14 protein-coding genes are annotated in these 25,082 nt (G+C 71.5%); 9 read left to right on the top strand and 5 right to left on the bottom strand.

Annotated features, from left to right (window positions below; genetic code table 11):
* Positions 1-239 precede the first annotated feature (239 nt).
* A complete protein-coding gene (locus tag MT994_RS03645; protein WP_354805163.1) occupies positions 240-3,461 on the top strand; it encodes a glucodextranase DOMON-like domain-containing protein in 3,222 nt (1,073 codons plus the stop codon).
* Positions 3,462-3,536: 75 nt separating this feature from the next.
* Here the strand turns inward: MT994_RS03645 and MT994_RS03650 are convergent, their stop codons facing one another.
* The 4 genes from MT994_RS03650 to MT994_RS03665 form a co-directional block, all read right to left on the bottom strand.
* Positions 3,537-5,675: a phosphatase PAP2 family protein gene (locus MT994_RS03650; RefSeq protein ID WP_257417423.1), complete on the bottom strand. Its 2,139-nt coding sequence runs from the start codon at positions 5,673-5,675 to the stop codon at positions 3,537-3,539.
* Between the two features lie 171 nt (positions 5,676-5,846).
* The gene (locus MT994_RS03655) at positions 5,847-6,380 is read right to left on the bottom strand and encodes a hypothetical protein (RefSeq protein ID WP_354805164.1); all 534 of its coding nucleotides are present in this window, start codon (positions 6,378-6,380) and stop codon (positions 5,847-5,849) included.
* Positions 6,377-9,331: a GH92 family glycosyl hydrolase gene (locus MT994_RS03660; RefSeq protein WP_354805165.1), complete on the bottom strand. Its 2,955-nt coding sequence runs from the start codon at positions 9,329-9,331 to the stop codon at positions 6,377-6,379. Before MT994_RS03660 ends, MT994_RS03655 begins: the two co-directional genes overlap by 4 nt.
* A gap of 81 nt (positions 9,332-9,412) precedes the next feature.
* Positions 9,413-13,096 carry a GH92 family glycosyl hydrolase gene (locus MT994_RS03665; RefSeq protein WP_354805166.1) on the bottom strand — a complete coding sequence of 1,228 codons (3,684 nt, stop codon included), beginning with the start codon at positions 13,094-13,096 and terminating at the stop codon, positions 9,413-9,415.
* A 346-nt stretch (positions 13,097-13,442) separates the two neighbouring features.
* On the opposite strand from MT994_RS03665, the gene MT994_RS03670 reads away from it, so the two are divergent.
* The 8 genes from MT994_RS03670 (at position 13,443) to MT994_RS03705 (ending at position 23,304) form a co-directional block, all read left to right on the top strand.
* Entirely contained in the window at positions 13,443-14,933 is a 1,491-nt protein-coding gene (locus tag MT994_RS03670) for a GH32 C-terminal domain-containing protein (RefSeq protein ID WP_354805168.1), read from the top strand.
* A gap of 54 nt (positions 14,934-14,987) precedes the next feature.
* The gene (locus MT994_RS03675) at positions 14,988-16,325 is read left to right on the top strand and encodes an extracellular solute-binding protein (RefSeq protein ID WP_354805169.1); all 1,338 of its coding nucleotides are present in this window, start codon (positions 14,988-14,990) and stop codon (positions 16,323-16,325) included.
* Between the two features lie 73 nt (positions 16,326-16,398).
* Complete coding sequence (locus tag MT994_RS03680) at positions 16,399-17,280, top strand: sugar ABC transporter permease (RefSeq protein WP_144683803.1); 882 nt, start codon at positions 16,399-16,401, stop codon at positions 17,278-17,280.
* A gap of 44 nt (positions 17,281-17,324) precedes the next feature.
* A complete protein-coding gene (locus MT994_RS03685; protein ID WP_255434964.1) occupies positions 17,325-18,191 on the top strand; it encodes a carbohydrate ABC transporter permease in 867 nt (288 codons plus the stop codon).
* Positions 18,188-19,207 carry a LacI family DNA-binding transcriptional regulator gene (locus MT994_RS03690; RefSeq protein ID WP_354805170.1) on the top strand — a complete coding sequence of 340 codons (1,020 nt, stop codon included), beginning with the start codon at positions 18,188-18,190 and terminating at the stop codon, positions 19,205-19,207. Before MT994_RS03685 ends, MT994_RS03690 begins: the two co-directional genes overlap by 4 nt.
* A gap of 11 nt (positions 19,208-19,218) precedes the next feature.
* The gene (locus MT994_RS03695; protein ID WP_354805171.1) at positions 19,219-20,673 is read left to right on the top strand and encodes a glycoside hydrolase family 32 protein; all 1,455 of its coding nucleotides are present in this window, start codon (positions 19,219-19,221) and stop codon (positions 20,671-20,673) included.
* A 93-nt stretch (positions 20,674-20,766) separates the two neighbouring features.
* Positions 20,767-22,332, top strand: coding sequence for a glycoside hydrolase family 32 protein (locus tag MT994_RS03700; RefSeq protein ID WP_257417407.1), 1,566 nt, complete (start codon positions 20,767-20,769; stop codon positions 22,330-22,332).
* A 3-nt stretch (positions 22,333-22,335) separates the two neighbouring features.
* Positions 22,336-23,304 (top strand): carbohydrate kinase, encoded by a 969-nt coding sequence (locus MT994_RS03705; protein WP_354805172.1) that lies wholly within the window; start codon positions 22,336-22,338, stop codon positions 23,302-23,304.
* Positions 23,305-23,401: 97 nt separating this feature from the next.
* Here MT994_RS03705 and MT994_RS03710 read toward each other — a convergent pair whose 3' ends face one another.
* On the bottom strand, positions 23,402-25,045 hold the full coding sequence (locus MT994_RS03710; RefSeq protein ID WP_257419298.1) for a glycoside hydrolase family 32 protein: 1,644 nt from the start codon (positions 25,043-25,045) through the stop codon (positions 23,402-23,404).
* Positions 25,046-25,082: the final 37 nt, after the last annotated feature.

A 25,082-nucleotide genomic window follows, 5' to 3' on the forward strand; every position in this document is an offset into this window, starting at 1 on the left:
GCACGCTCGCTCGAGCCGCGCGGCGATCAGCCACACCCTCATCACCGTTGATGAACTGCTCAAGGAGGAGCACATGCCGCCTGAAACGCTCGGTCCCAGCACCTGACCGCACGCCCACCGACCACCGGTGGTGCGAGCACTGCCATGCCCGCACCACCGGCCCGCCCGCACTCGCGAGCGAAAGGCGCCCCTCACCGGGCCCGACCGTTGCACCGTCCGCACCCAGGAGAAGAACCCTCATGCATCCTGCCCGAACACCACGACCCCTGGCGGTCGCGACCATGGCCGCCGCCGCCCTGGTCGCCGGCCTCCTGGTCGCCACCCCCTCCGCCGCGGCACCGCCCACCGCCGTGGCGAACCGCGCCGCCGGTACGGTCACGCTGGACCGCACCGCGAACACCGACGACCTGCGCACCTGGTGGCACCAGGACGCCGCGGCCACGACGGACCCGATCGCCGACGACCAGGTCCGCCAGTCCCCGTTCTACGACGCCACCATCGCCACGACCACCGACCCGCAGGACCAGTTCGGGTCGTTCGTGTACCTCAGTGTGCCCCGCAGCGGCAACGACAAGATCGGGTACACCGAGGAAGACGGCGCCGAGTTCTCCTCCGCCGCCGACCTCACCATGAGCTGGTCGAGCTTCGAATACTCCACCGACGTGTGGGTCGACGTCACGCTCAAGACCGGGCAGGCGATCACCTCCGCCGACCAGGTCACCATCCGCCCCACCGACCTGGGCCTTCAGACCCAGCTCGTCGACGGCGACACCGTCCGCGTCAAGGTGCCTTTCAGCGAGGAGGGCTACCGGTTCTCCGTCGAGTTCGACCCGCAGCTGATCACCGCCTACAACGACATGTCCGGCACCAGCGGGAAGCTCACCACCAGCGCCGAGGGCAACCGCGCGATCAGCACCGAGCCGCAGAACTCCATGCTCGTCTTCGCCAACCCGACGCCGTCGGCGGCCGAGGCCGAGCGCACCATCCCCACCGAGCAGTCCGGCACCATTTACCGCCCCCAGCCCGGCCTGGTGAACGACCTGGACGACATCACGCAGGAGATCGTCTACTTCGGCCCCGGCACCTACAACATGGGGGCGGACTACCACGCGGTCCTGCCCGAGAACGTGCGGTGGGTCTACCTGGCTCCCGGCGCCTACGTCAAGGGCGCCTTCCGCTTCCCGCACGAGACCCAGCCGCAGTTCAAGGTCACCGGGCTCGGCGTCCTCTCCGGTGAGCAGTACGTCTACGAGGCCGACACCTCCAACGGCTACCGGCACAACGTCAACGACAACTGCCACGTCACCTGCGTGAAGATGCTCCAGTTCGAGTCCTCCACCCAGCCCCAGACCCTCGAACTGCAGGGCGTGACCATCAACCAGCCGCCCTACCACTCGTTCGTCGTGTACGCCCACGAGGGCGACAACGAGGTAGGCGTCGGGAACTTCCAGATGAACGTCGACAACTACAAGCAGGTCGGGTCCTGGTACTGGCAGACCGACGGGATCGAGCTCTACGACGGCGGGCGGATGAAGAACACCTTCTTCCACGCCAACGACGACGTGATGAAGATGTACCACTCCGACGTGGCGATCGAGAACACCGTGATCTGGAAGAACGAGAACGGGCCCGTCATCCAGTGGGGCTGGACCCCGCGGGAGATCCAGGACGTCACGGTGACGAACACCGACGTCATCCACAACCGCATGTACTGGAAGGACACCAAGTACAACACCTGCATCTTCAACTCCTCCTCCCACTGGCAGGACATGGGCGCCACCGACCGCGCCGACACCGCCACGACGGTGAAGAACATGCGGTTCAGCGACACCCGCGTCGAAGGCACCACCAACTGCGCGCTGCGCATCTACGCCCTGTCGAACACCGAGAACATCGAGATCGACGGACTGCACATCGACGCGTGGAACGAGCTCGACGCGGCCGAGCAGGTCAACCAGCTCAAGCGCTACGCAGACCCGGCCGGCATCAAGGTGACCCTCGGCAACGAGGTCACCGACGGCAACGGCCTGCTGCTGCACAACTACACCGTCGGCGGTGTCCCGATCCTCAAAGCCGGCGACAACTGGGCGTCCACCGAGCTGGGCCGGCTCGACTTCGACGCCGACACCTGGGACAGCTGGAACGCCACCAGCGACGACCAGCCCGCCGGCCCCGCACCGGCCCTGACCGTCGACGGACTCCAGGACGGGGCGACGACCTCCTCGCGCACGCTGCACGTCGCCGGCACCACGGACGCCGCCGAGCTCACCGTCACCGTCAACGGCACCGACACCCCCGCGACGCTCGCCGACGGACAGTTCGCCGCGGACATCGAGCTCGACCAGATCACCAACCGCGTCCGCATCACCGCCGTGGCCGACAACGGCCTGATGACCGTCCAGCGGTTCACGATCTACACCTTCGGTACCAAGGTCGGCACCATCCCCGACCCGGCCGGCGACGACCACGGGCCTGGAAGCTACCTCTACCCCTCCGACGGGGCGTTCAACCCGGGCAGCTTCGACCTCACCGGGCTCGACGTGTACGAGGACGGCGACACCGTCCGGTTCGTGGTCTCCACCGCCGGCGAGGTCCGCAACCCCTGGGGCGGCAACGGCATGAGCACCCAGCGGGTGAACATCTATCTCAGCGACAGGTCCTCGGACACCACCACGCCGCTGCTGCCGGGGACGAACACCTCCGCTGCCGGCGCGTGGCAGTACGCCGTCGTCGCGGACGGACGCAACGACGCCTCACGCTTCGGCGGCGGGACCTACGACGCCGACCACGCACGGGTCGCAGGCGCCGAGCTGAGCGTCGTCCCCAGCGGCAAGATCATCAGCTCGGTCCCGGCCGACGCGCTCGACGGCGTCGACCTGCGCACCGCGGGCTACCAGGTCTCCATGTTCAGCGCCGCCGAGGACGGCGAGGGCGTCGGCAACGTGCGCCCGATCTACAGCGCCCAGTGCTGGCAGGGCACCGGCTGCCCCACGTTCGTCGGGCCCTACCGCGGAGGTGGCGGCGCCGGTGTCTGGACCGACACGAACCCGGCCCGCGACACCGACACCACCGACAGCAACGCGTTCGACGCCATCACCGCCTCGACCAGCCAGGCCACCGTCATGAACTGGACCTCCGGACCGGTCGTCCTGCCCTACGTGGGGCTCGACACCGACGAGGACGACGTCGTCGCCGTCACGACCAGCACCCGGTGCCTGGCCGGCAAGGCCTACCTCGCCGTGCGCGCCGAGAACACGAGAGACACGCCGCTGTCGATCACGCTGAGCACGGCCCACGGGACCAAGACGTACTCCCACGTCAAGCCCGGCGCGAACGCCTACCAGTCGTTCGCCGCACGCACCACAGCGATCGACGCCGGGATCGCCACCGTCACCACCACCCACCCGAACCCGGGCGTCAGCACGACGTCGCACGCCGCCTACGACGGGCACGACTGCTGACACCTCCAAGACCAACCATCGCGGTCCGGTGATGTCCGGCAGCACCGGACCGCGATGCTCACTTTCCCCGCCGTCTCAGGCGCACGTCGGGACGGCGACGTCCCGCGCGACCTCCTGGGTCGCGCCGCCCGGGCCGGTCGCCGTGACGGTCACGGGCACGTCCGCCCCCGTCTCCACGCCGCGGCGCACGGCGAACGACTGGTACGCGTTCGCACCGGCGGCTACCGCGGCGAAGGTCTTCTCCCCCGCGCCGGTGACGAGCGCGACGGCGAGCGCGCCGTCGGACACGTTGCGGGCGCGGACCGCGACGTACGGCGCCCCGGCGAGGCACCGCGCGGACGTCTCGACCTCGACGAGCGGCGCCGTCGGCTCGCCGACGACCTCGCCGTCCACGGTGAGCGTGCCGTCGGCGTTCACGACGACGTCTGCCGCTATGGCGGCCGCGAGGTCGACGCGCTGCCACTCGGCCTCGCCCGCGACGTCGAGCGCGTAGCCCGAGTCGAGCGCGGTCGCCGCGAGGACGAGCCGCCGCTGGTCGCCGGTGAGGTCGGGGAACGCCGTGCGCAGCAGGTCCTCGGCGCCCGCGGGCACCTGGATCTCCCGACCCGCCTCCCCGACGCGCGGGAACCCGTACGTGAGGCGCTGGTCGTAGACCGCGAGCGCCTGGTCGGTCGCCAGGTACGGCACCTGGTCCTCGGCGCACACGGCGATCTCGTCACCGCACGCCCGCTCAAGCACCGTGACCAGCTCGGTCCGGGCCTGCTCGAGGAGCACGCGGAACGCGGGGTCGGACCACCGGAGCTGCGCGATGTTCTGCCCGGCCATGCGCCCGCCCATGACGTCGAGCGGGTAGTGGAAGCCGAGCACGAGGCGGTTGTCGCCGTACTCGGACGCGCGCGCGAGGATCTGCGGCGCGAGCTCGGGCAGGAGCGTCGCGAGCACCGTGCCCTGCGCGTAGCCGTGGTTGGTGTGCCCGCTGGGGAACGAGCCGTTGTTGCGGAGCCCCTCGTAGCTGCCGGAGGTCTCGAACGCGTTGACGTGGCCGCCCGCGGACGTGAAGCCGAACCTGACGAACGGACGCTTGTAGTCGTACGCCGCCTTCGCGGGCTCGTGGTTGCCGACCGACTTCTCGATGCGCCAGGACAGCAGGGCCTTCGTCTTGGGGAGGCGGCCGTCGGCGAGCGCGTCGCGGTAGATCGGCCCCAGCTCGCTGCCGAGCGCGTCCGCCATGGTCTCGTACGCCGAGCCGCGCCCGTCGGTCAGGGCGCGCTGCACCTGCGCGTCGCCGGCGACGTACGCGGTGTTGCGCGCGAGCGAGCCGAGGTCATTGGCGCTCGTGGGCTGGCCGGGCTCGTTGGACGAGAGGATCTCGGGGTGGTTCGCGCGCAGGTCGGCGAACCCGCGCAGCATCCAGGTGAACCAGTCCTGCCCGGCCGGGGCCAACGGCGTCGCGTCGGACGCGTAGGTCCGGTCGAGGACGTCCTGCGGGAACGGCACCGACGGGTCGTCGGTCGTGGAGAGCGCGAGGGAGAAGAAGACGTCCGAGCTCGTCTCGTTGCACTGGTGGATCTCGACCGCGATCGTGTTCTCGCCGGGGACGAGCGCGTCGGCGGGGATGACGAGCGTCTCGCGCAGGGGCGCGGTCGCACCGGCCTTGTCCTGGTACTGCAGGTTCCGGGTGATCATCGAGTCGCCCCAGCCCGCGACGCGCTCGCCGTTGACGTAGACGGTGGCGGAGTCGTCGTAGACGAGCGTGCCGCGCAGGCCGGTGATCTCGTCGAGCGTGGCCGCGTCGAGGGTCACGGTCGTGCGGAAGAAGTAGGCGGGCACGACGACCTTGGGGGTCTGCGTGATCCAGTAGTCGAGCAGCGTGGTGATGGTGTTGCCGCCGCCGATGCCGCTCGCGGTCCCGTTGACCGCGCCGAAGCCCGGCCGGCCGGTCTTCCACGCCGAGTCGTCGAACGCGGGGTCCGCCCACACGGTCCGGTCCGCGTTCCCCGCGGCCGGGTCGGTGTTGTCGTCCAGGTAGCGCCAGGTGGTGCCGGCGCCGACCACCTCGGTCGGCGTGAACTCCTCCGCGGCGCGCGCCGCGGGCGCCTGGAGCGCCGCGGCGAGCAGGAGCGCGAGCGTGGTGAGCGCCGCCAGCAGGGCGAGCGGCGCGGTGGTCCGGCGGTCGCGGGGTCGCGGGGCCGGGTACGTCGTCGTACCGGTCATGGGTCGTCCCTCTCGTCGATGTCGGTCGTGCGTGGGCGTGGTCGATGAGACCGTCCGTGCGGTACTGCGGTACTGCGGTACTGCGGTCGTGCCATGCTGCGGTCGTGCGGTACGGCGGTCGAGCACGACGCCGGGCCCGCACCGAGCGAGGCGGTGAGGGCCCGGCGTCCGTCAGGAGCAGCGCGGGACGACGACGGTCTGCGTGATCGTCTGCGTCCCCTCCTCCCCCGTGGCCGTGACGGTGACGTCGACGTCCCCGGTCGCGCCGCGAGCGGCGAACGACTGGTAGGCGTTCGCGCCGGGAGCGACGGCCGTGAAGGACCGCGAGCCCGCGCCCGTGGTGAGGTCGACGTCGACGGCCCCGGTGGAGGCGTTCGCCGCGCGCACCGCCACGTACGGGGTCCCGGCGAGGCAGCGTGGGGAGACCGTCACGTCCACGAGGTGCACGTCCGCGGCCGGCTCGGTCGCGATCGCGAACACGTGCAGGTCGTCGACGTTAGGGAACGTCACGGCGACCACGCGCCGGCCCTCGGGGGCCGTGTACGGGGCCGTGGCGAACACGAACGCGCTGTCCTTGTCGCCGTTGCGCCGGTTCATCTTCGCCACGACGGAGTTGCCCTCCACGGGCGACCCGTCCGCGCTGGGCAGCACCCAGTCACCGAAGCCGATCGTCGTGGACGCGGTGCTGCCGTCGTCGAACGTCACGACCGCGGTCCCACGGTGGGTGCCGTCGGTCGCCGCGCCCACGAACGCGAGCCGGCTCGTCGGCGCGTCGACCGCACGCTCTCGCCCGTGAGCGTGACCGAGTCCGGCCGGCCCACGGGCGAGGAGGGCCACGTGAACTCCAGGCCGTCGACGTCGTGCGCCGAGCCCGGGGTGAGCCCCGCGTCGGCGAGCGCCTCGCGCGAGAACGAGTTGCCGGCCGCGTCGAAGTTCCCGACGCCACGGTTCGCCTCGGGCGCGGTCCCGACCGTGTCGTAGGCCGCGACGAGCGATCCCGGCGCGGCGACGAGGACCGTGAGCGGCACCGCGACGTCGTCGTCCCCGGCCGAGACCACGAGGCGTGCGTCGTGGTAGCCGGACGCGACGCCGACGCCCACCTGGACGGGGACCGTCCCGGTGAGGTGGCCGGAACCGTCGTCGACGAGCGCGGGCTCGCCCACCCCGATGCCGTCGGGAGCATCGACCGCCACGCGCACGTCCGCGGCGTCGACCCCGAAGAGCTGCACCGCCACCGACGCGTCAGACGACCCGCCGGGGGCGACCGTCACGAGGCCCGGGTCCGCCGCGGCGACGACGGCGGACTCGCCGTCGCGCCACGACGGCGGGGCGTCCGCAACCGCGGTCCCCCACGTGGTGTCGCGCTCGGTCGACATCGCGAGCTCGACGACGCCGCCCTCGTGCGCGACGTGGCGCGGCAGCGAGGTCCCGTCCCAGGCCGCGCCGTCGACGGTGACGCCGCTGATGTAGCGGGCACCGGTCGAGGCGCCGGAGGCGCGCAGGTCGAGGGTGTCGCCCTCGCCGAGGTCGACCACGACGCGGTCGAAGCGCGGCGCGTTGAGCGCGAGCACGTCCGTGCCGGGCGTCGTCGGGTACAGGCCCATGGCGGCCCACACGTACCAGCCGGCCTGGGCACCGAGGTCGTCGTTGCCGGGCTTGCCGTTCGGCTCGGGGCGGAACAGCGTCGACGTGAGCTCGTCGACGAGCTCGCTCGTGCGCCACGGCTGGCCCACGTAGTCGTACAGCCACGGGACGCCGAAGTTCGGCTCGTTGCCGATCCACAGGTGCGGCTCGTTGGGTCCGGCGTTGTGCTGCGCGGTGAACGCGTCGAGCCGCTCCGCGGTGGCCTCGCGCCCGCCGAGCGCCTCGGTGAGCGCCGCGACGTTCTGGGGCACGAGCCACGTGTACTGCTCCGCGTTGCCCTCGTCGAAGCCCTCCTGACCGAACCCGCCGCCGCCCTGCGACCGCACGAACGTCCCGTCTTCGTTGCGGGCGCCCGCCGTGCGGGTCACCGGGTCGTGCACGTTCTGCCACCACTGGCCGCGCGCGGCGTACTCGGTGGCGACGTCGTCCTGGCCGAGCGCGGCCGCGAGCTGCCCGATCGCGAAGTCCGCGATGGACCACTCGAGCGTGATGGACGCGCCGACGACGCGGTGGTCGCCGCGGAACTCCTCGGTCTGCGGCGCGTAGCCGCGCTCCAGGTAGGTCTCGATCCCGCGCCGCTGGACGTACCCGTTCTCCGTGGGCGCCGCGCTCGTCGCGCCCTTGACCATGTGCGCGAGCGCCGACTCCGCGTCGAAGTCGCGCGCCCCGAACGCGTACATGCTCGCGATGAGCGGCACCGAGGAGTCGCCGGTCATCTGGCCCGTGTGCTGGTTCGCGACGGGCCACCGCGGCAGCCACCCGGACTGGTCGGCGACCTCGACGAGCGACTGCGCCATGTCCGACGCGCGGTCGGGCGCCAGCAGCGCCTGGAGCGCGCCGAGCGACCGGTACGTGTCCCAGTCGGAGAAGTTCGCGTACCGCTCGTGGCCCTCGGGGGCCTGGTGGACCGCGCCGTCGAACCCGATGTAGCGCCCGTCCACGTCGGTGAACGTGTTCGGGTGCAGCAGCGAGTGGTACAGCGAGGTGTAGAACATCGTGAGGTCGTCCTCGTCCTGCCCCACGACGCGGACCTTCCCGAGCAGGTCGGCCCACGCGGCGCGGTTGGCGTCGCGTACGGCGTCGAAGTCGAAGCCCGGGATCTCGGCCGCGAGGTTGGCGCGCGCGCCCTCGACGCTCACGTAGGACATGCCGACCTTCGCGTGCACGGTCGCGCCGGGCGCGAAGGTGAGCCACGCGCCCGCGCCGTTGCCGTCGGCCGACGGGTCGCCGGGCGAGACGGTCGAGCCCTGCCACGTGCCGAACGCCTGCGCGTCCTGGTCGAGCTCGATCGCGAAGTACGTCGTGTGGGTGTTGTTCTTGCCGCAGAACCCGCCGCTCGTCACCGAGCCGGTGACCGTGCGCGCGTCCTCGACTTCGACCGTCGCGTTGCGCACGCTCGCGAGCGAGCCCGCGGCGTTGACGATCACCTGCGACGCGGCACCACCCTCGGGGTAGTCGAACGTCAGCCCGCCCGAGCGGGTCGCGGCCGACAGCTCCGCCTCGATCCCCGACGACTGGAGCGTGACCGCGTACCGGCCGACCTCGGCGCTCTCCGCGTCGTGGCTGAACGCCTCCTTGCGGTCCCACGGGTACTGCCCGACGTCGCCCGTCACCGGGAGGATCGGGACGTCGCCGAAGATCCAGCACCCGGCCGCCGCGTGCGTCATGGAGAAGCCGCGGATCGCCTGGTGCGAGTAGCGGTAGCCCGCGTACGCCTTGTCGCCGTTGCCCACGGAGACCTGGGTGTCGGGCGAGAGCTGCATCATGCCGAACGGCATCGACGGACCAGGGAAGTTGTTGATCTCCCCGACGACGCCCGTCGCCTGGCCGGTCCCGACGAACGGGTCGACGAAGGAGACGGGGTCCTCGACGAGGTCGGGTGCGGCCGCGAGCGCCGGGCCCGCGAGCCCGACGGCGGGCGCGAGCGAGAGGCCGGCGGCCAGGACCGCCGTGGCGGAGACCGCCGCGACGGCACGCCGCACCGTGGTGCGCGTGAGAGGTGTGCGAGACATGCGGGTCCTCACGGACGAAGGAACAGGGGTCGCGGGTGGAGGACGGTGGTGCGGGACCGTACGGCCCCGCACCACCGTCGATCAGGAGCAGGCGACGGCGTCGTACGCGGCCGTGACCTGCTGGGGCTCGCCGTCGGGCGTCGTCACGGTGACCGTGACCTCGCCCGCCTCGACGGCGGCGGCGCGGGTGGCGAACGACTGGTACGCGTTCGCCCCGGGCGCGACGTCACCGAAGAGCTTCGAGCCGTACGGCGTCGCGAGCTCGATCGCGGCGGCCTGCTCGCCGGTGTTGAGCGCGCGCACCGCGACGAACGCCTTGCCGCCGAGGCAGCGGGCCTGTGCCGTGACCTCGACCTGCGGCGCGGGGACGACCCCCGTCGCGTCGGTCGCGATCGCGAACACGTGGAACCGCTCGTCGTCCGGCAGCGTGACCGACGTCAGGACCTTGCCGTCGGGGATCGCGACGGGCGCGGTGGCGTAGAGGCCGCAGCCGACCTTCTGCACGTTCTCGCGGTCGCCGCGCGCCCCCGCCTTCGCGACCGTGATGTTGCCGGGCTCGGGCGAGCCCGTGCACCAGTCGCTGAGGCGCACGTCGACGGTCTGCGACGTGCCGTCGGCGAACCCGAGGACGAGGCCGCCCCCGTGCGTGCCGTGCGTGCTCGTCCCGACCACCGAGAGGTGGCGGGCCGAGCGCAGGTGCTCGGGCACCTCGATGACCTCGCCGCTCGCGGCGACGTTGTCGGGCGCGCCCGCGGGCGGGGCACCGAGCGTGTAGGTCAGGTCCGTGCCCGGCACGGTGAGCTCGAGGCCCTGGACGGCGCCGAGGGCCGCGAGCAGGTCGCGCAGGAGGTAGGCGCCCGAGCCGTCGAGGTTCGCGTTGGCTGCCCCGGCGTCGCCGATGCCGACGTTGTCGAACGCACCCGCGATCCACGACTCGCCCGAGACGACGACCTGCACCTCGCGCACCGCCTCGGTGCCCGCGGCGTCGCGCACGACGAGCCGCACGGTGTGCAGACCCGGCTCGGCGTCGGCGGGCGCGGCGAGCGTGACCGTGCCCTCGACCGTGGCCGGCAGGCCGTCGGACTCCGCGGTCCACTCGGCGAGGTCCGTCGTCGCCGTCACGGCGCCGTCGGACGTGACCTCGAGCGTCCCGGTCGAGGCCCCCGCGCCCTGCGCGACGACCTGGACGGCGACCTCGGCCTGCCCGCCCGGGGCGAGGACCGGCTGCCGCGGCGTCGCACCGACGAACAGGCGCTCGACCGTGCCGTCCGCCGGCACGACGGCGCCCGGCGAGGCCGCGGGGTCGGTCGCCCAGGCGGACGGCTCGGAGCCGACCGCGACGTCGAGCGTGCCCGCGGCGGTGAGCTCGGCACCCGTGACCCAGGCGCGGTCGAGCGGCTCGCCGCCAAGCGACACGGACTGCGTGTAGTGCGCGTCCGGCGCGACGCCGTCCGCCGTGAGGTGCAGGGAGTCCCGACCGAAGACCTCGGGGTCGAGCGTGATCGTGACGTCGTCGAACAGCGGGGTCGTCAGGCCCCACAGGTCGGTGCCCGGCACGATCGGGTACACGCCGATCGACGAGAGCACGTGCCACGCGGACATCGTGCCGAGGTCGTCGTTGCCCGTGACGCCGTCGGGGCCGTCGGTGAAGAGCGTCGACGCGGCGCGCACGACGTCCGTCGTCTTCCACGGCTCGCCCGTCCACAGGTAGACGTACGGCGCGTGGAGGTTCGGCTCGTTGTTCGGGTTGTAGGTCTCCCAGCCGTAGTAGTCGTACGTCCCGTTGACCCAGACCTCGCTCGCGACGCGCGCGGGGTCGGCGACGAGCTCGTCGTACGCGAAGAACGCGTCGAGACGGTCGACCGCGGCGTCGGTGCCGCCCATGAGGTCGAACAGGCCGGGCACGTCCTGGGGCACGAGCCACTGGTACTGCACCGCGGTGCCCTCGTGGAACCCGTCGGAGTGCGCGGGGTCCGCGTCGCCCACGAAGAAGCCGTCGGCGTTGCGCGCCCGGAAGTTGTCCGTGCGCGGGTCGAACACGTTGCGGTAGCTCTGGCCGCGCGCCGCGTACCGGTCGGCGTCCTCGTCGTGGCCGAGGCCGCGGGCCATCGTCGAGAGCATCGCGTCGGCGAGCGCGTACTCCATCGTCGCGGAGGCGCCGTGCTGGAGGTCGTAGTCGCCGGGCTTGCCCGAGCGCGCGGGCTCGTGCGGGACGAACCCGTCGCGCAGGTACTCGACGTTCGCCGCGCGCCCGTTGAAGGGCGAGTCCGCGGGCGGGACGCCGTCGGCGTTCTCCTTGAGGACCGCGTACGCCTCCTCCTCGTGGCCAGCGAGAAGGCCCTGCCGCCACGCGCTGACGAGGAACGGCGTCGCCGGGTCTCCGGTCATGATGTTCGTCTCGACCGTGCCGTAGCCCCAGCGCGGGAGCCAGCCGCCCTGCTGGCCCTGGCGCACGAGGGAGAGCGCCATGTCGGCAGACTCGTCGGGCGCGAGCAGGTACAGGAGCTGCTGCTGTGTGCGGTACGTGTCCCAGAGCGAGTAGTTCTGGTAGTACGTGAAGTCCGGTTCCGCGGCGTGGACCTCCTGGTCCCAGCCGCGGTAGCGCCCGTCGACGTCGGAACCGACGTTCGGCGCGAGGAAGCTGCGGTAGAGCGACGAGTAGAACGTGCGCAGGTCGTCCTGGTCGCCCTGCGCGACCTGCACGAGCCCGAGGCGCTCCTCCCAGGCCGAGCGCGCGGCGTCGTGCACGGCGTCGAACGTGCCGGCCTCCGCGGCGAGGTTCGCCGCGGCGCCGTCCGCGCCGACGTAGCTCATCGCGGTGACGGCCTCGACGTCGAGGTCGCCGCCGGTCGTGTCGAACGTGACGTACGCGCCGCGACGGCCCTCGCCACCGGACGCGGCGTCCGAGCCCGCGGTGACGGTCGCGCCGTCCCACGTGCCGTGCGCGACGAACGGACGGTCGAAGGTCGTGCGGGTCCAGATCGTCTGCGGCTCGGTGTCCTGGCAGAAGCCGCGGACGGTGATGCGGGTCTCGACCGTGCGGTCGTCGACGACGCGCACGTCGGACTCCGTGACCCGGTTGAGCGCCTGGCCGGCGTTGAGCAGGACGTTGGCCTGCGCCGTCGCGGGGAACGTGTAGCGCTGGACGCCCGTGCGCGCGGTCGCGGTGAGCTCGGCCTCGATCGTGCCCGCCGGCGCCTGGAGACCCACGCGGTAGTAGCCGGGCGAGGCCTCCTCGTCGTCGTGCGAGAAGCCGAGCGCGTACTGGCCGTAGTCGGTCGAGGTGATCGCGCCCGTCGTCGGCAGGGTCGGGAGCGGACCGCCGAGGCCGCAGCCGACGCCCGACAGGTGCACGAGCGAGAACCCGCGGACCGACGTGCGGTCGTAGTCGTACCCGACGTTGTGCCCGTTGTCCGGCGAGAGCTGGACCATGCCGAACGGGACGGCGGCGCCGGGGTAGGTGTTGCCGTCGTCCTTGGTCCCGATGAACGGGTTGACGTAGTCGACCAGCGGACCGTCGACGGCGGCCGCGGCGGCATCGGACCCCGTCGCTGCCTCCGTCCCGGCGATGGCCGTGGGCGACGCCCCGATCCCGGGCGCGGCGTACGTGGCCAGCGGGAGCGTGAGGCTCGCCGCGGTGGCGAGGGCGACGACGGCGCCCGCGCGACGTCGGTGTCCGCCGGCACGCGACGGACGAGAGCGTGACGGTCCGGTCCGGGCTGGGAATGGATCGCGATCAGCGTTGACAGCGCTGTCTGTCCGCATGTGGTGCTCTCCTTGGTCCCACGGCGGCGTGGGTCGGTGGTCGTCGATGACTCGGAGGCGGGACCGGCCTCGACGCCGTTCCCGCGGCATACCCTCGCACACGTTGACAGCGCTATCAAGACCAACCGCGACGACCCACCGCTGGTCGCCGCCATTCGACGCAGCACCTTTCTGCGAACCGGGTTCAGCCTCTTCGACCCGCCGAACGAACGTCACCCTCCCCGGAGGCGGCCATACCGCGCCTCCTGTTGTTGGTCGGTCCGACCGGACATGGTGAACCGGTTGACCAACTCAGGAGTGCGCAACTATGCTGTGCGCAACCGCTTAACCACGACGATGGGTAGCAATGGACCAGCGAGGGTTCTACCAGCCGACGGACGCCTGGGTGGGGGACGTAATCCCCTGGCAGGAGGACGGTGTCTTCCACCTCTTCTACCTGCACGAGACGCGTCGTACGCCCAAGGAGGGCATGCCGTGGCGCCGGGTCGTCACCGACGACCTGGTCGACTTCCACGACGCCGGGGAGGCTCTCGCCTCGGGCGGGCCGTCTGCGGCGGACTTCAACGTCTACACCGGAAGCATCGTCGTGGACGGCGACGGGATCCACCACGCGTTCTACACCGGGCAGAACCCGGGGATCGTCGGTGCGGACGGGCGACCGCTCCAAGTGGTGATGCACGCGACGAGCCGCGACGGAATGCAGTCCTGGCAGAGCCGCTCGGCGGAGACGTTCGGCGCGACGCCCGGTTATGAGACCGGGGACTGGCGCGACCCGTTCGTGCTCTGGGACGCCGAGGCCGGGCTGTGGCGCATGCTGATCACAGCCCGGCACGACCACGGGCCCGAGCGTCGACGCGGCGTCATCGCCCAGTGCGTCTCGCGCGATCTCACCACGTGGGAGGCGGCAGCGCCGTTCTGGGACCCGCGCCGGTACGTCGCTCACGAGTGCCCCGAGGTCTTCCAGTGGGGTGAGTGGTGGTACCTCGTCTACTCGGAGTTCAGCGACGCCTTCACCACGCGCTACCGGATGGCCCGCAGCCTGGACGGCCCGTGGCTCGTGCCGGCGCACGACACGCTCGACGGGCGCGCGTACTACGCCGCCAAGTCCGCGGAGCGCGATGGCCGCCGGTTCTTCTTCGGCTGGATCGCCTCCCGCGAGGGCGCGACCGACGACGGAGCGTGGCAGTGGGCGGGCACGATGTCCGTGCTCGAGGCCGAGCAGCGCGAGGACGGCGCCCTCGCCTTCCACCCCACCCGAGAGCAGCGCGACGCTTTCGTCGATCCGGTGGACGTCGTCGCCGCCGGGACGACGCTCTCCGCTCCCGACGGGCACGTCAGCGTGCTCTCGACCGAGGACGCGCCGCACGCGTTCCGGCTCACCGCCCGGTTCGACGTCGCCGCGGGCACCCGGGAGCTCGGCCTGCTGCTGCGCGCGAGCGCGGACGGCGATGAGGGGTACGTGCTGCGCCTCGAACCGCACCGCCAGCGCCTCGTCCTCGACCGGTGGCCGCGCCGGCAGACCGGCACCGAGCAGTGGCAGATCTCCGGCGACGTGCCGTTCGCCGTCGAGCTCGAGCGCCCGTGCGCGCTCGGCCCTGGCTTGCACGAGCTCGAGGTGATCGTCGACGGCGACCTGTGCATCGCCACGGTCGATGACGCGACGGTGCTGAGCACGCGCCTGTACGACCGGCCCGAGGGCCGCGTGGGGGCCTTCGTCGGAGAGGGCACCGCAACTCTGATCCGTCTCGCGCTCGCTACCCCGGGCGACCGTGGCCCGGCGCGAGACCTCGACGAGACCACCGCCCTCGGCGACGACGTGCTCGCCACGGCGCCGTAGCCCCCGAACCCGACCCGCTGCACCACACCCCATCGATCAACGGAGATTTCCACCATGGCCATCAGGAAGCGCAACGCAGCACTCCTCGCCGTCGCCGTGACCACCGCCCTCGCACTCACCGGCTGCGCGGGTGGGGCGGGCGGCGCCGACCCGACCGACGTCAACCCCGAGGGTGAGATCGAGACCCGCGAGATCTCCTGGCTCCTGTCGCGACCCGCTGACGGCGGCGTGATCACGGCGATGGAGCAGATCGCCGACGAGTACGCGGCCGAGCACCCCGGATTCTCGTTGAACCTCATCACCACGCCGGACCGGCCGTCGTACATCCAGAAGTACGAGACCCTCGCGGCCGCGAACAAGCTCCCCGAGCTCTTCGACACCGACGCCACGCCCTTCGCGCAGAAGCTCGCGAGCCAGGACCGGATGATCGACGTCGACGCCCTGCTGGACGACCTCGGGCTGGCCGCGGACTACCGCGAGGCCGCGCTGGGATACCAGCGGTTCGACGACGGGTCGCTGTACATGGTGCCGTTCGAGTTCCAGCTCGAGTTCTTCTGGTACAACACCGCGCTGTTCGAGGAGGCGGGCGTCTCGGTCCCCGCGAGCCTCGACGACTTCCCGCAGCTCTGTCAAGACCTGCGCGCCCAGGGCATCACGCCGATCGCGCTCAACGGCCAGGACCAGTGGCCGCTCGAGCGGTACATGGCCTACTACCCGTTCCGCATGGCGGGCCCGGAGTACGTCCAGGACCTCAAGAACGGCGACGCGTCGTTCTCCGATCCTGCGGGTGTCGCCGCCGCCGAGTGGTTGTCCGAGCTCGGGAAGGCCGGGTGCTTCCAGGAGGGCTTCTCCTCCACGGGCTACGCCGACGCCCAGGCGCTGTTCACGTCGGGGAAGGCCGCCGTCTACAACATCGGCACCTGGGAGCTGGGCAACCTCGCGACCGAGGCGCTCGACCCGGGGGTGCGCGACGACGTGGACTACTTCACCCTCCCGACGATCGACGGTGCCGTCACCACGGACGACGAGTACGTCACGCCGTCCGGTATCGGCATGGCGGTCAACGCCCAGACGTACGACCCGCTGGTCCGGGACTTCCTGAAGTTCGCGCTCGAGCGGTACCCCGAGATCTACGCGGCCACGGGTGCGATCTCCCCGACGACGACCGTGCAGACCACGATCCCCGCCGACGCGACCCCGCTCTACTCGCGCGCGGTCGAGCAGGCGGACACGGTCGGACCGAAGATCGCGATGCCCTGGGACACCCAGCTCGACCCGGCCACCAACACCCGGCTCCAGCAGGAGCTGACGCTGCTGGTCCAGGGCAACATCACGCCGGAGGAGTTCGTGACGACCATGGACGCGACGCTGCGGGAGAACATCGATGACTGACACCGCCACGGTCGACGTCGCCGCCCGACCTCGACCTCGACCGCAGACACGGCGCACGCCGCTGAGGTCGTCGATGCTTCCCCGCCGGTCGCGGATCGCGGTCCTGGTCTTCCTGGTGCCTCCGCTGGTCCTCTACGGCGTGGCGGTGCTGCTGCCGATCGTGCAGTCCCTGTTCCTGAGCCTGTTCCGGTGGGACGGGATCAGCGACATGGACTTCGTCGGCCTGGACAACTACACCAAGATGTTCACGCGCGACGACGTCTTCTGGACCGCGTTCGGCAACGCCCTCGGCTACCTCGCGATCTGCCTCGTGCTCCAGCTCGGCGGCGCGTTGGCCGTCGCGGGCCTGCTGACGGCTCTCCCTCGCGCACGCGAGCTCGTCAAGACCCTCTACCTGCTGCCGGCCGTCATCTCGACCGTCGCGATCGCGTTCCTGTTCCAGCGCATCTACTCCCTCGAGCCCGTCGGCCTGCTCAACCAGATCCTGGGGTGGGTCGGGCTGGAGAGCCTGCAGACCGCATGGTTGTCGAACGTGGACACGGTGCTCGCCGCGGTGTCCGTTCCCGAGGGTTGGCGGTTCACGGGCCTGTACATGCTCATCGTCTACGCGGCTCTCATCGCCGTGCCCCGTGAGCTCGAGGAGGCCGCGCGACTCGACGGAGCGTCATGGTGGCAGGTGTTCTGGCGCATCCGCTTTCCCTACATCCGACCGGTGTGGATCACGACGACGATCATGGCGACGACGTTCGCGTTGCGCGGGTTCGACATCCCCTACCTGCTCACGAACGGCGGCCCCGGCCAGGCCTCTGAGCTGCTGACCACCTACATGTACAAGACCGCGTTCGTGCACACGGACTACGGCTACGCCAGCGCGATCTCCGTGTTCATCGTGGTCGAGTGCCTCGTCGCCGTCGGCCTCATCTTCCTCCTGCTCCGTCGAAGGGACGCCTCGTGACCACGCCCGTCCTGGCCCGATCCACACCTGACACCTCGCACCCCGTGCGCCCGCCGGCCCGCGCGCACTCGTCGCGCTCGTCCCGGCTCCGCGTCCAGCGCACGCTGCTGACCGTCACGATCGTCGCGATCGTCGTCGTCCAGGTCTACCCTCTCGCGTGGTTGTTCCTCACGAGCTTCCGCACGGCGGCTGACTTCGCCGGCGGCAACCCGTTCGCGATCCCCGGGGAGCTCACGCTCGACAACTACGCGCGGGCGTTCGCGACCGGCAACCTGTGGATGAACATCGTCAACAGCTTCGTCGTGACCCTCGGCGCGAGCGTGCTCATCGTCGTCGCCGGGATGATGGGTGCCTTCGCCCTGCAGGTGCTGGGGTTCCGGTTCAGCGGGCTCGTGCGCGGCCTGTTCCTGCTGGGCATCATCGTGCCTGTCCAGATCGCGCTCGTCCCGCTCTTCGTCGACTACGCACAGGTCGGGCTGCTCGACACCTACGCCTCGATGATCATCCCGCTCGCAGCGTTCTCGCTGCCGATGGCGATCTACCTGTTCTCCTCGTTCTACGAGTACATCCCCCGGGAGATGTACGAGGCGGCGTCGCTCGACGGCGCAGGCCCGTACCGGATCTTCGCCCGCATCACGACCCCGCTGTCGGTGAACACCATCATCACGGTGGTGCTCGTGAACAGCATCTTCATCTGGAACGACTTCATCTTCGCCAACACGTTCGTCCTGTCCGACGGGCTCAAGACCATCCCGCTCGGTCTGCAGAACTACATCGGTGCGATGGGGAACACCGACTGGACGGCGACCTTCGCGGCCGTGTGTGTCACCGTGACCCCGTTGCTGCTGGTATTCCTCGTCCTGAACAAGGCGATGATCAACGGGCTCGAGAGCGGGGCGACCAAGGGATGAGCACGGCAGGAAACGGCAAGCACGGTGCGACCGTCACGATGCGCGACGTCGCGAAGCTCGCGGGCGTCTCGGTCGCCACGGTCTCGCACGTCGTGAACGACAAGCCGGGTGCGCGCATCGGCAAGGACGCCCGGCGACGGGTGCACGAGGCCGTCGAGCGGCTCGGCTACCGCCCCAACGCACTGGCGAAGACCCTCTCCCGCGGCACCTCCCCGTTCATCGGCCTCGTCGCCGACGAGATCGCCACGACCCCGTTCGCGGGCCAGATCATCCACGGGGCACAAGACGAGGCGTGGAAGCACGGCTACGTCCTGCTGGTCGCCAACACCGACGGCAACGTGGCTGCCGAGAACGACGCCATCGCGATGATGCTCGAGCACCAGGTGCGCGGCATCCTCTACTCCACCTGGTACCACCGCGAGATCGTCGTCCCCGAGTCGCTGCACCAGACCGACACGATCCTCGTCGACTGCTACGCCGACGGCAGCGGTCTGCCCGCCGTGGTCCCCGACGAGGAGCAGGGCGGGCGGACCGCCACCGAGGAGCTCCTCGCCGCCGGCCACCGCCGCATCGCCTTCCTGAACACCACGACCCCGTCCCCCGCCCAGACCGGTCGTCTGGCCGGATACCGCGCCGCGCTCGAGGCGGCCGGCGTCGACTACGACCCCCGGCTCGTCGTCTCCGTGGCGCCCGAGCAGGAGGGCGGCTACGCCGGCACGTCGCACATCGTCGAGTCCGGTGCGACCGCTGTGTTCTGCCACAACGACCGCGTGGCGATGGGCGCGTACGACGGCCTGCGCGAGCGCGGGCTGCGCATCCCCGACGACGTCGCCGTCATGGGATTCGACAACCAGGACGTCATCGCCGCCCATCTGCGCCCGACCCTGTCCACGGTGGCGCTGCCGCACTACGAGCTCGGCGCGGCAGGCGTGCGGATGCTCCTCGGCGTCGACCCCGCGCCGGACGACGAGCTCCGCCTCATCGCCTGCCCGCCGGTACACCGGAACTCGGTCTGAGGGGGCGAACCATGCAACCGACGAGCACCGAGGTCCCCCGTCCCCGTTTCCACTTCACCCCCCGGCGGCACTGGATGAACGACCCGAACGGGCTCGTGCACCACGGTGGCCTCTGGCACCTCTACTTCCAGCACAACCCGGAGGGTCTTGACTGGGGAAACATGAGCTGGGGCCACGCCACGAGCCCTGACCTGCAGCACTGGACCGAGCACCCCGTGGCGCTGGCGCACCGGACCGGCGAGCAGATCTTCTCCGGCTCCGTCGTGGCGTCGCGCGCCGGCGGCGACGTCCTCACGGCCTACTACACGAGCGCCTACGACGACGGGCACCAAGCGCAGTCACGCGCGACCAGCGACGACGGCGGCTTCACGTGGCGGACCGATCCCGGGAACCCGGTCCTCGACCGAGGCACCACCGCCTTTCGCGACCCCAAGGTGATCCGCTACGACGACGGCCACGCCGCCCGGTGGGTCATGCTCACCGTCGAGGCGGACGATCGGCAGGTCCTGCTCTACTCCTCCGACGACCTGGTGTCCTGGGAGCACCTGAGCACCTTCGGGCCCCTGGGCGCGACCGGCGTCGTTTGGGAGTGCCCCGACCTGGTCAAGCTGCCCCTGGACGGTGACACCGACGACCCTCGGTGGGTCCTGCTGCTCAGCACCAACCCCGTCGGCGACGACCCCGACCCCGCGGGTTCGTCGATGCACTACATCGTCGGGTACTTCGACGGGACGACGTTCGTCCCCGACTTCCCCGAGCTCCGCCGGCTCGACCACGGCCGCGACTACTACGCGGCCGTCACGTTCGACGACGCCCCGGGCCGCGAGGCCGTGACGATCGGCTGGATGAGCAACTGGCGCTACGCCCACGCGTTCCCCACGGCGCCATGGCGTGGGGCGATGTCGTTGCCACGCACCCTGACGCTGCGCACCGTGCAGGGACGAGCGACGCTCGTGCAGGCACCGCCGGCCTTCGTCCGCGAGCACCTCGAGCATGCGGCGTCGACCTCGGTCGCGGTCGTCAACCGTCCGGCCGAGCTCTCGCTCACCGGGCACTCCCTGCTCGAGCTTCGCTGGGACCCCGCATCGACCGGCACGCTCCGCATGCAGCTGCGCGGGGCGGCGGACGCCTTCGTCGACCTGGTGCACGCACCCGGGACCGGGAGCCTGCGCCTCACTCGCGGGGGCCCGGCCGCCGAGGCGGTGCACCCCGACTTCCCGTCGACGACCACCGTCCCCCTACCGGGCGACCGCCCGGCCCGACTGCTCCTCAGCCTCGACGGGCCTCTTCTCGAGGTCTTCGTCGCGGACGGTGAGGAGACCGCGTCCACCCTGGTCCTCCTCGGGGCCGAGGGCGTCATCGCGAGCCTCGAGACGGCGCGGCCAGGAACCGTGCACGTGACCGCGGTCGACGTCGAGGCGCCCACCGATGTCGCCCTCCCGGCGCCTGCCGCGGTGCTCAGCTGACCAACCCTTCCATCCTGACATCCCTCCTTCCGCCACCGCCTGCACCAGGGTGAACGCTTCGTCGCGCCCGCCCGTCCACGAGAGGAACCAGCAATGACGCCGTCCATCTCACGCCGCGCCGTGCTCCAGGGAGCCGGCGCCGGAGCACTCGCCCTGATCTTCGGTAGTGCTGTGCCGCCTGCAGCCCGGGCATCTGCCCCCGGCTCGCTCCGTGCCGTCTACCACATGACTCCCCCCAGTGGCTGGCTCTGCGACCCCCAACGCCCGGTCACCACCCACGGCGCCTACCAGCTGTACTACCTGCACTCCGACCAGAACAACGGCCCCGGCGGCTGGGACCACGCGAGCACGACCGACGGTGTCGCCTTCACGCACCACGGCACCGTGATGCCGCTGCAGCCCGACTTCCCCGTGTGGTCCGGGTCTGCGGTCGTCGACACCGCGAACACCGCCGGGTTCGGCGCCGGCGCGGTCGTCGCGCTCGCGACCCAGCCGACCGACGGCGTCCGCAAGTACCAGGAGCAGTACCTCTACTGGTCGACCGACGGCGGGTTCACGTTCACCGCCCTGCCCGACCCCGTCATCGTCAACACCGACGGTCGCGCCGCCACCACGCCCGCCGAGATCGAGAACGCCGAGTGGTTCCGCGACCCCAAGATCCACTGGGACACCGCCCGCGGAGAATGGGTCTGCGTCATCGGACGGCTGCGGTACGCGGCGTTCTACACCTCGCCGAACCTGCGCGACTGGACGCTGCGACGCAACTTCGACTACCCGAACCACGCCCTCGGCGGCATCGAGTGCCCCGACCTGTTCGAGATGACCGCGGACGACGGCACGCGCCACTGGGTGCTCGCCGCCAGCATGGACGCCTACGGCATCGGCCTCCCCATGACGTACGCCTACTGGACAGGCACCTGGGACGGCGAGCAGTTCCACGCCGACGACCTCACCCCGCAATGGCTCGACTGGGGCTGGGACTGGTACGCGGCCGTCACCTGGCCATCGATCGACGCGCCCGAGACCAAGCGGCTCGCCGTCGCGTGGATGAACAACTGGAAGTACGCCGCGCGCGACGTCCCCACCGACGCGACCGACGGCTACAACGGGCAGAACTCGATCGTCCGCGAGCTGCGGCTCGCCCGGCAGCCGGGTGGCTGGTACAGCCTCCTGAGCACCCCCGTGGCGGCGCTGACGAACTACGTCACCGCCACCACCACGCTGCCCGACCGGACCGTCGACGGCAGCGCCGTCCTGCCGTGGAGCGGGCGCGCGTACGAGATCGAGCTCGACATCGCCTGGGACGCCGCGACGAACGTCGGCATCTCCGTCGGACGCTCCCCCGATGGCTCCCGGCACACGAACATCGGCAAGTACGGAGCGGACCTGTACGTCGACCGAGGACCCTCCGACCTCGCCGGCTACTCGCTCGCGCCCTACTCGCGAGCCGCCGCCCCCATCGACCCCGGCGCCCGATCCGTGCACCTGCGCATCCTCGTCGACACCCAGAGCGTCGAGGTCTTCGTCAACGCCGGCCACACCGTGCTCTCCCAGCAGGTCCACTTCGCCGAGGGCGACACGGGCATCTCCCTCTACACCGACGGCGGCCCCGCACGCTTCACCGGCGTCGTCATCCGCGAGCTTGGCCAGGCGATCTAGGCGATGCACACCTCACCGCTCACCGAAGCCGCGCCCCGGGAGACGACGGCCGACAATCGACACGTCCTCGTCGTCGGCGAGGCGCTCGTCGACGTCGTGCACCGCGCGGACGGCAGCGTCGCGGAGCACCCCGGGGGCAGCCTCGCGAACGTCGCGCTCACGCTCGGCCGGCTCGGGCGGGACGCCCGGCTCGCCACGTGGCTCGGGCACGACGCGCACGGCGAGGCGGTGCGGGCGTGGCTCGACGACTCCGCCGTGACCCTCACGCCCGGCAGCACCGACGCCCCCACGACGAGCGTCGCCACCGCGCACCTCGACGCGCACGGCGCAGCCACGTACGAGTTCGACCTGGAGTGGCGCGTCCCCGCGGGCACGGCTCCCGACGCCGGCACGCTCGCCGTGCACACGGGCTCCATCGCCGCGGTGCTGGAGCCCGGCGCGTCCGACGTCCGCGCGCTCGTCGCCGCGGCGCGCGACACCGCGACGATCACCTACGACCCCAACGCCCGGCCCGCCCTCATGGGCGACCCCGCCGACGCGCGCACCCGGATCGAGGCGCTCGTCGCGCTCGCCGACGTGGTCAAGGTGAGCGACGAGGACGTGGCGTGGCTCGTGCCGGGCGCGGACCCGGTCGCCGTCGCGCGCGAGTGGCTCGCCCTCGGTCCGGCGCTCGTCGTCGTGACGTTCGGCGGCGAGGGCGCGGTCGCCGTCACCGCGGCGGGCGAGCAGCGCGTCACGGCCCCGCGCGTCGAGGTCGTCGACACCGTCGGCGCGGGCGACTCGTTCATGGGTGCGCTCCTCGACGGCCTGTGGGACGCCGGGCTGCTCGGCGCGGACCGGCGCGAGGCGCTGCGCGCGATCGACGCCGCCGTGCTCGCGGACGTGCTGCGCCGCTGCGTCGCGGTCGCCGCCGTCACCGTCTCGCGCGCCGGGGCCAACCCGCCCCGACGCGTGGATGCCGCGTCCGCGTGACGTGCGGCGGGAGGCCTCGCGTCACGGTTCGCGCAGCGAGACACTCGCGCGTTCGTCCAGGCGGGCGGGCCGCCTCGGGCGGGATCACACGCCCGCATCACCAGATCGAGGCCAGCGGTGTCACCTCGAGCGACCGCAGCGTCGCCGTCCCTCCGCGCGCGTAGACCGACAGCCCGACGGTGCCCTCACCGGGGTAGACGACCATCGTCCCTGTGAGGGCCCCGTCGTCGACGAACGTCTCCACGGAGGACTCGTCGACGAGCACGCGCAGCCGCACCACGCCGTCCACGGGTGTGTACGGCGCCGCGCGGCGGACCCCGAACTCGGTTTTCTCCCCGCTCCTGTCGGGCAGCGTGGTGAGGCCGGCGTGCGTCCGGTCCAGGAAGAAGCCGTCAGGGCCGATGCCGACGACCGTCGCGTCCTCGATCGACCCGTCCTCGGCCCGTCGCTCACGCACCCGCAGTCCGGCCTCTTCGGCGTCGCCCATCTCGATCTCTGCCACCACCTGGTAGGTCGTGCCCGGGTCGTCGAGCACCGTCTCGCCGTCCTCGAGCACGACGTCGGTGACGGTCGTGGTCCCCTCATCCAGTACCTCGAGCTCGGGGACGGGCGACTGCGTGAGGACGTACCCGCCCTCGGGCAGTACCTCGCCCGACGGTGCAGGGGCGCCCGGAGCCACGCGCCGCAGTGACAACTCGCGAGGGACGCTCATCGCGTTCTGCCAGGGCGTCGTCGGGGCGGAGTAGGGAAAGCGCCAGTTGCCCATCCAGCCGAGCCAGAGCCGGCGCGCGTCGGGGGCGTGCTCGAACGTCTGGGCGGCGTAGAAGTCCTGGCCCACGTCGGTGATCTGCACAGTCTCGGGTGGCGTCGCGGGATCGCGCGTGAACGTCGACCCGTCGAATTCGCCGACGAAGTACTGGGCCGTCGACCCGTTCGTCTCCTCCGAGTCCCCCTCGCTCACGGTGAGCACCCAGCGCACGTCGTCCGGATCCCCGTCCACCGGCAGAGGAAACAGGTCCGGGCACTCCCACACGGCCGAGTGCAGTCCCTGCCCCTCACCGAACATGCTGAGCAGCTCCCAGTGCAGGAGGTCCGGGGAGCCGTGGAGCTCGACGCCGTCCCCCACGGAGACGACCATGACCCACTGGTGCGTCGCCTCGTGCCAGAAGACCTTCGGGTCGCGGAAGTCGCCGCGTCCGTCGTTAGGGATCACCGGGTTGTCCGCGTAGCGCTCCCACGTGCGACCGCGGTCCGTGCTGAACGCCAGCGACTGCGCCTCGCCGCCCTCGGTCGAGGTGTATACCGCGACGAGGCCGCCGTCCCGTCCAGGGAACAGCCCCGACGTGTTCGCCCCGTCCACGACGACGCTTCCGGACAGCGCCTGGCCGAGCTCGTCGTGCTCGAGCGCGGTGGGCAGCGTCTCCCAGTGCACGAGGTCGGTGCTCACCGCGTGCGCCCACGTCCCGTCCTGCTGGTGGAACAGGTGCCACTCCCCCTCGAACCACACGAGCCCGTTCGGGTCCGCGAGGCGTCCCTCGGGCGGGCTGTAGTGGAACTGCGGACGCCACCGCTCGGCGTACGCCGTGCTCTCGGGCGGGCCGGGCGTTGTCGTGCCCGACGACGCCCGGTCGCCCTCCGGCGTGCCGGTGCACCCCGCGAGCAGAGCGAGCGCGAGCGCGACGGACGCCGCGACCCCGCATGAAGGGACGCGCCGTGCCGTAGAGCGACCGGTTCTGGCCATCGTCACCACGTTAGGCACCGTGGCATCCCACCCGCCC

Origin of the sequence: Cellulosimicrobium sp. MI9406 (assembly GCF_040595865.1) — a bacterium.
Taxonomy (GTDB): Bacteria; Actinomycetota; Actinomycetes; order Actinomycetales; family Cellulomonadaceae; genus Cellulosimicrobium; species Cellulosimicrobium funkei.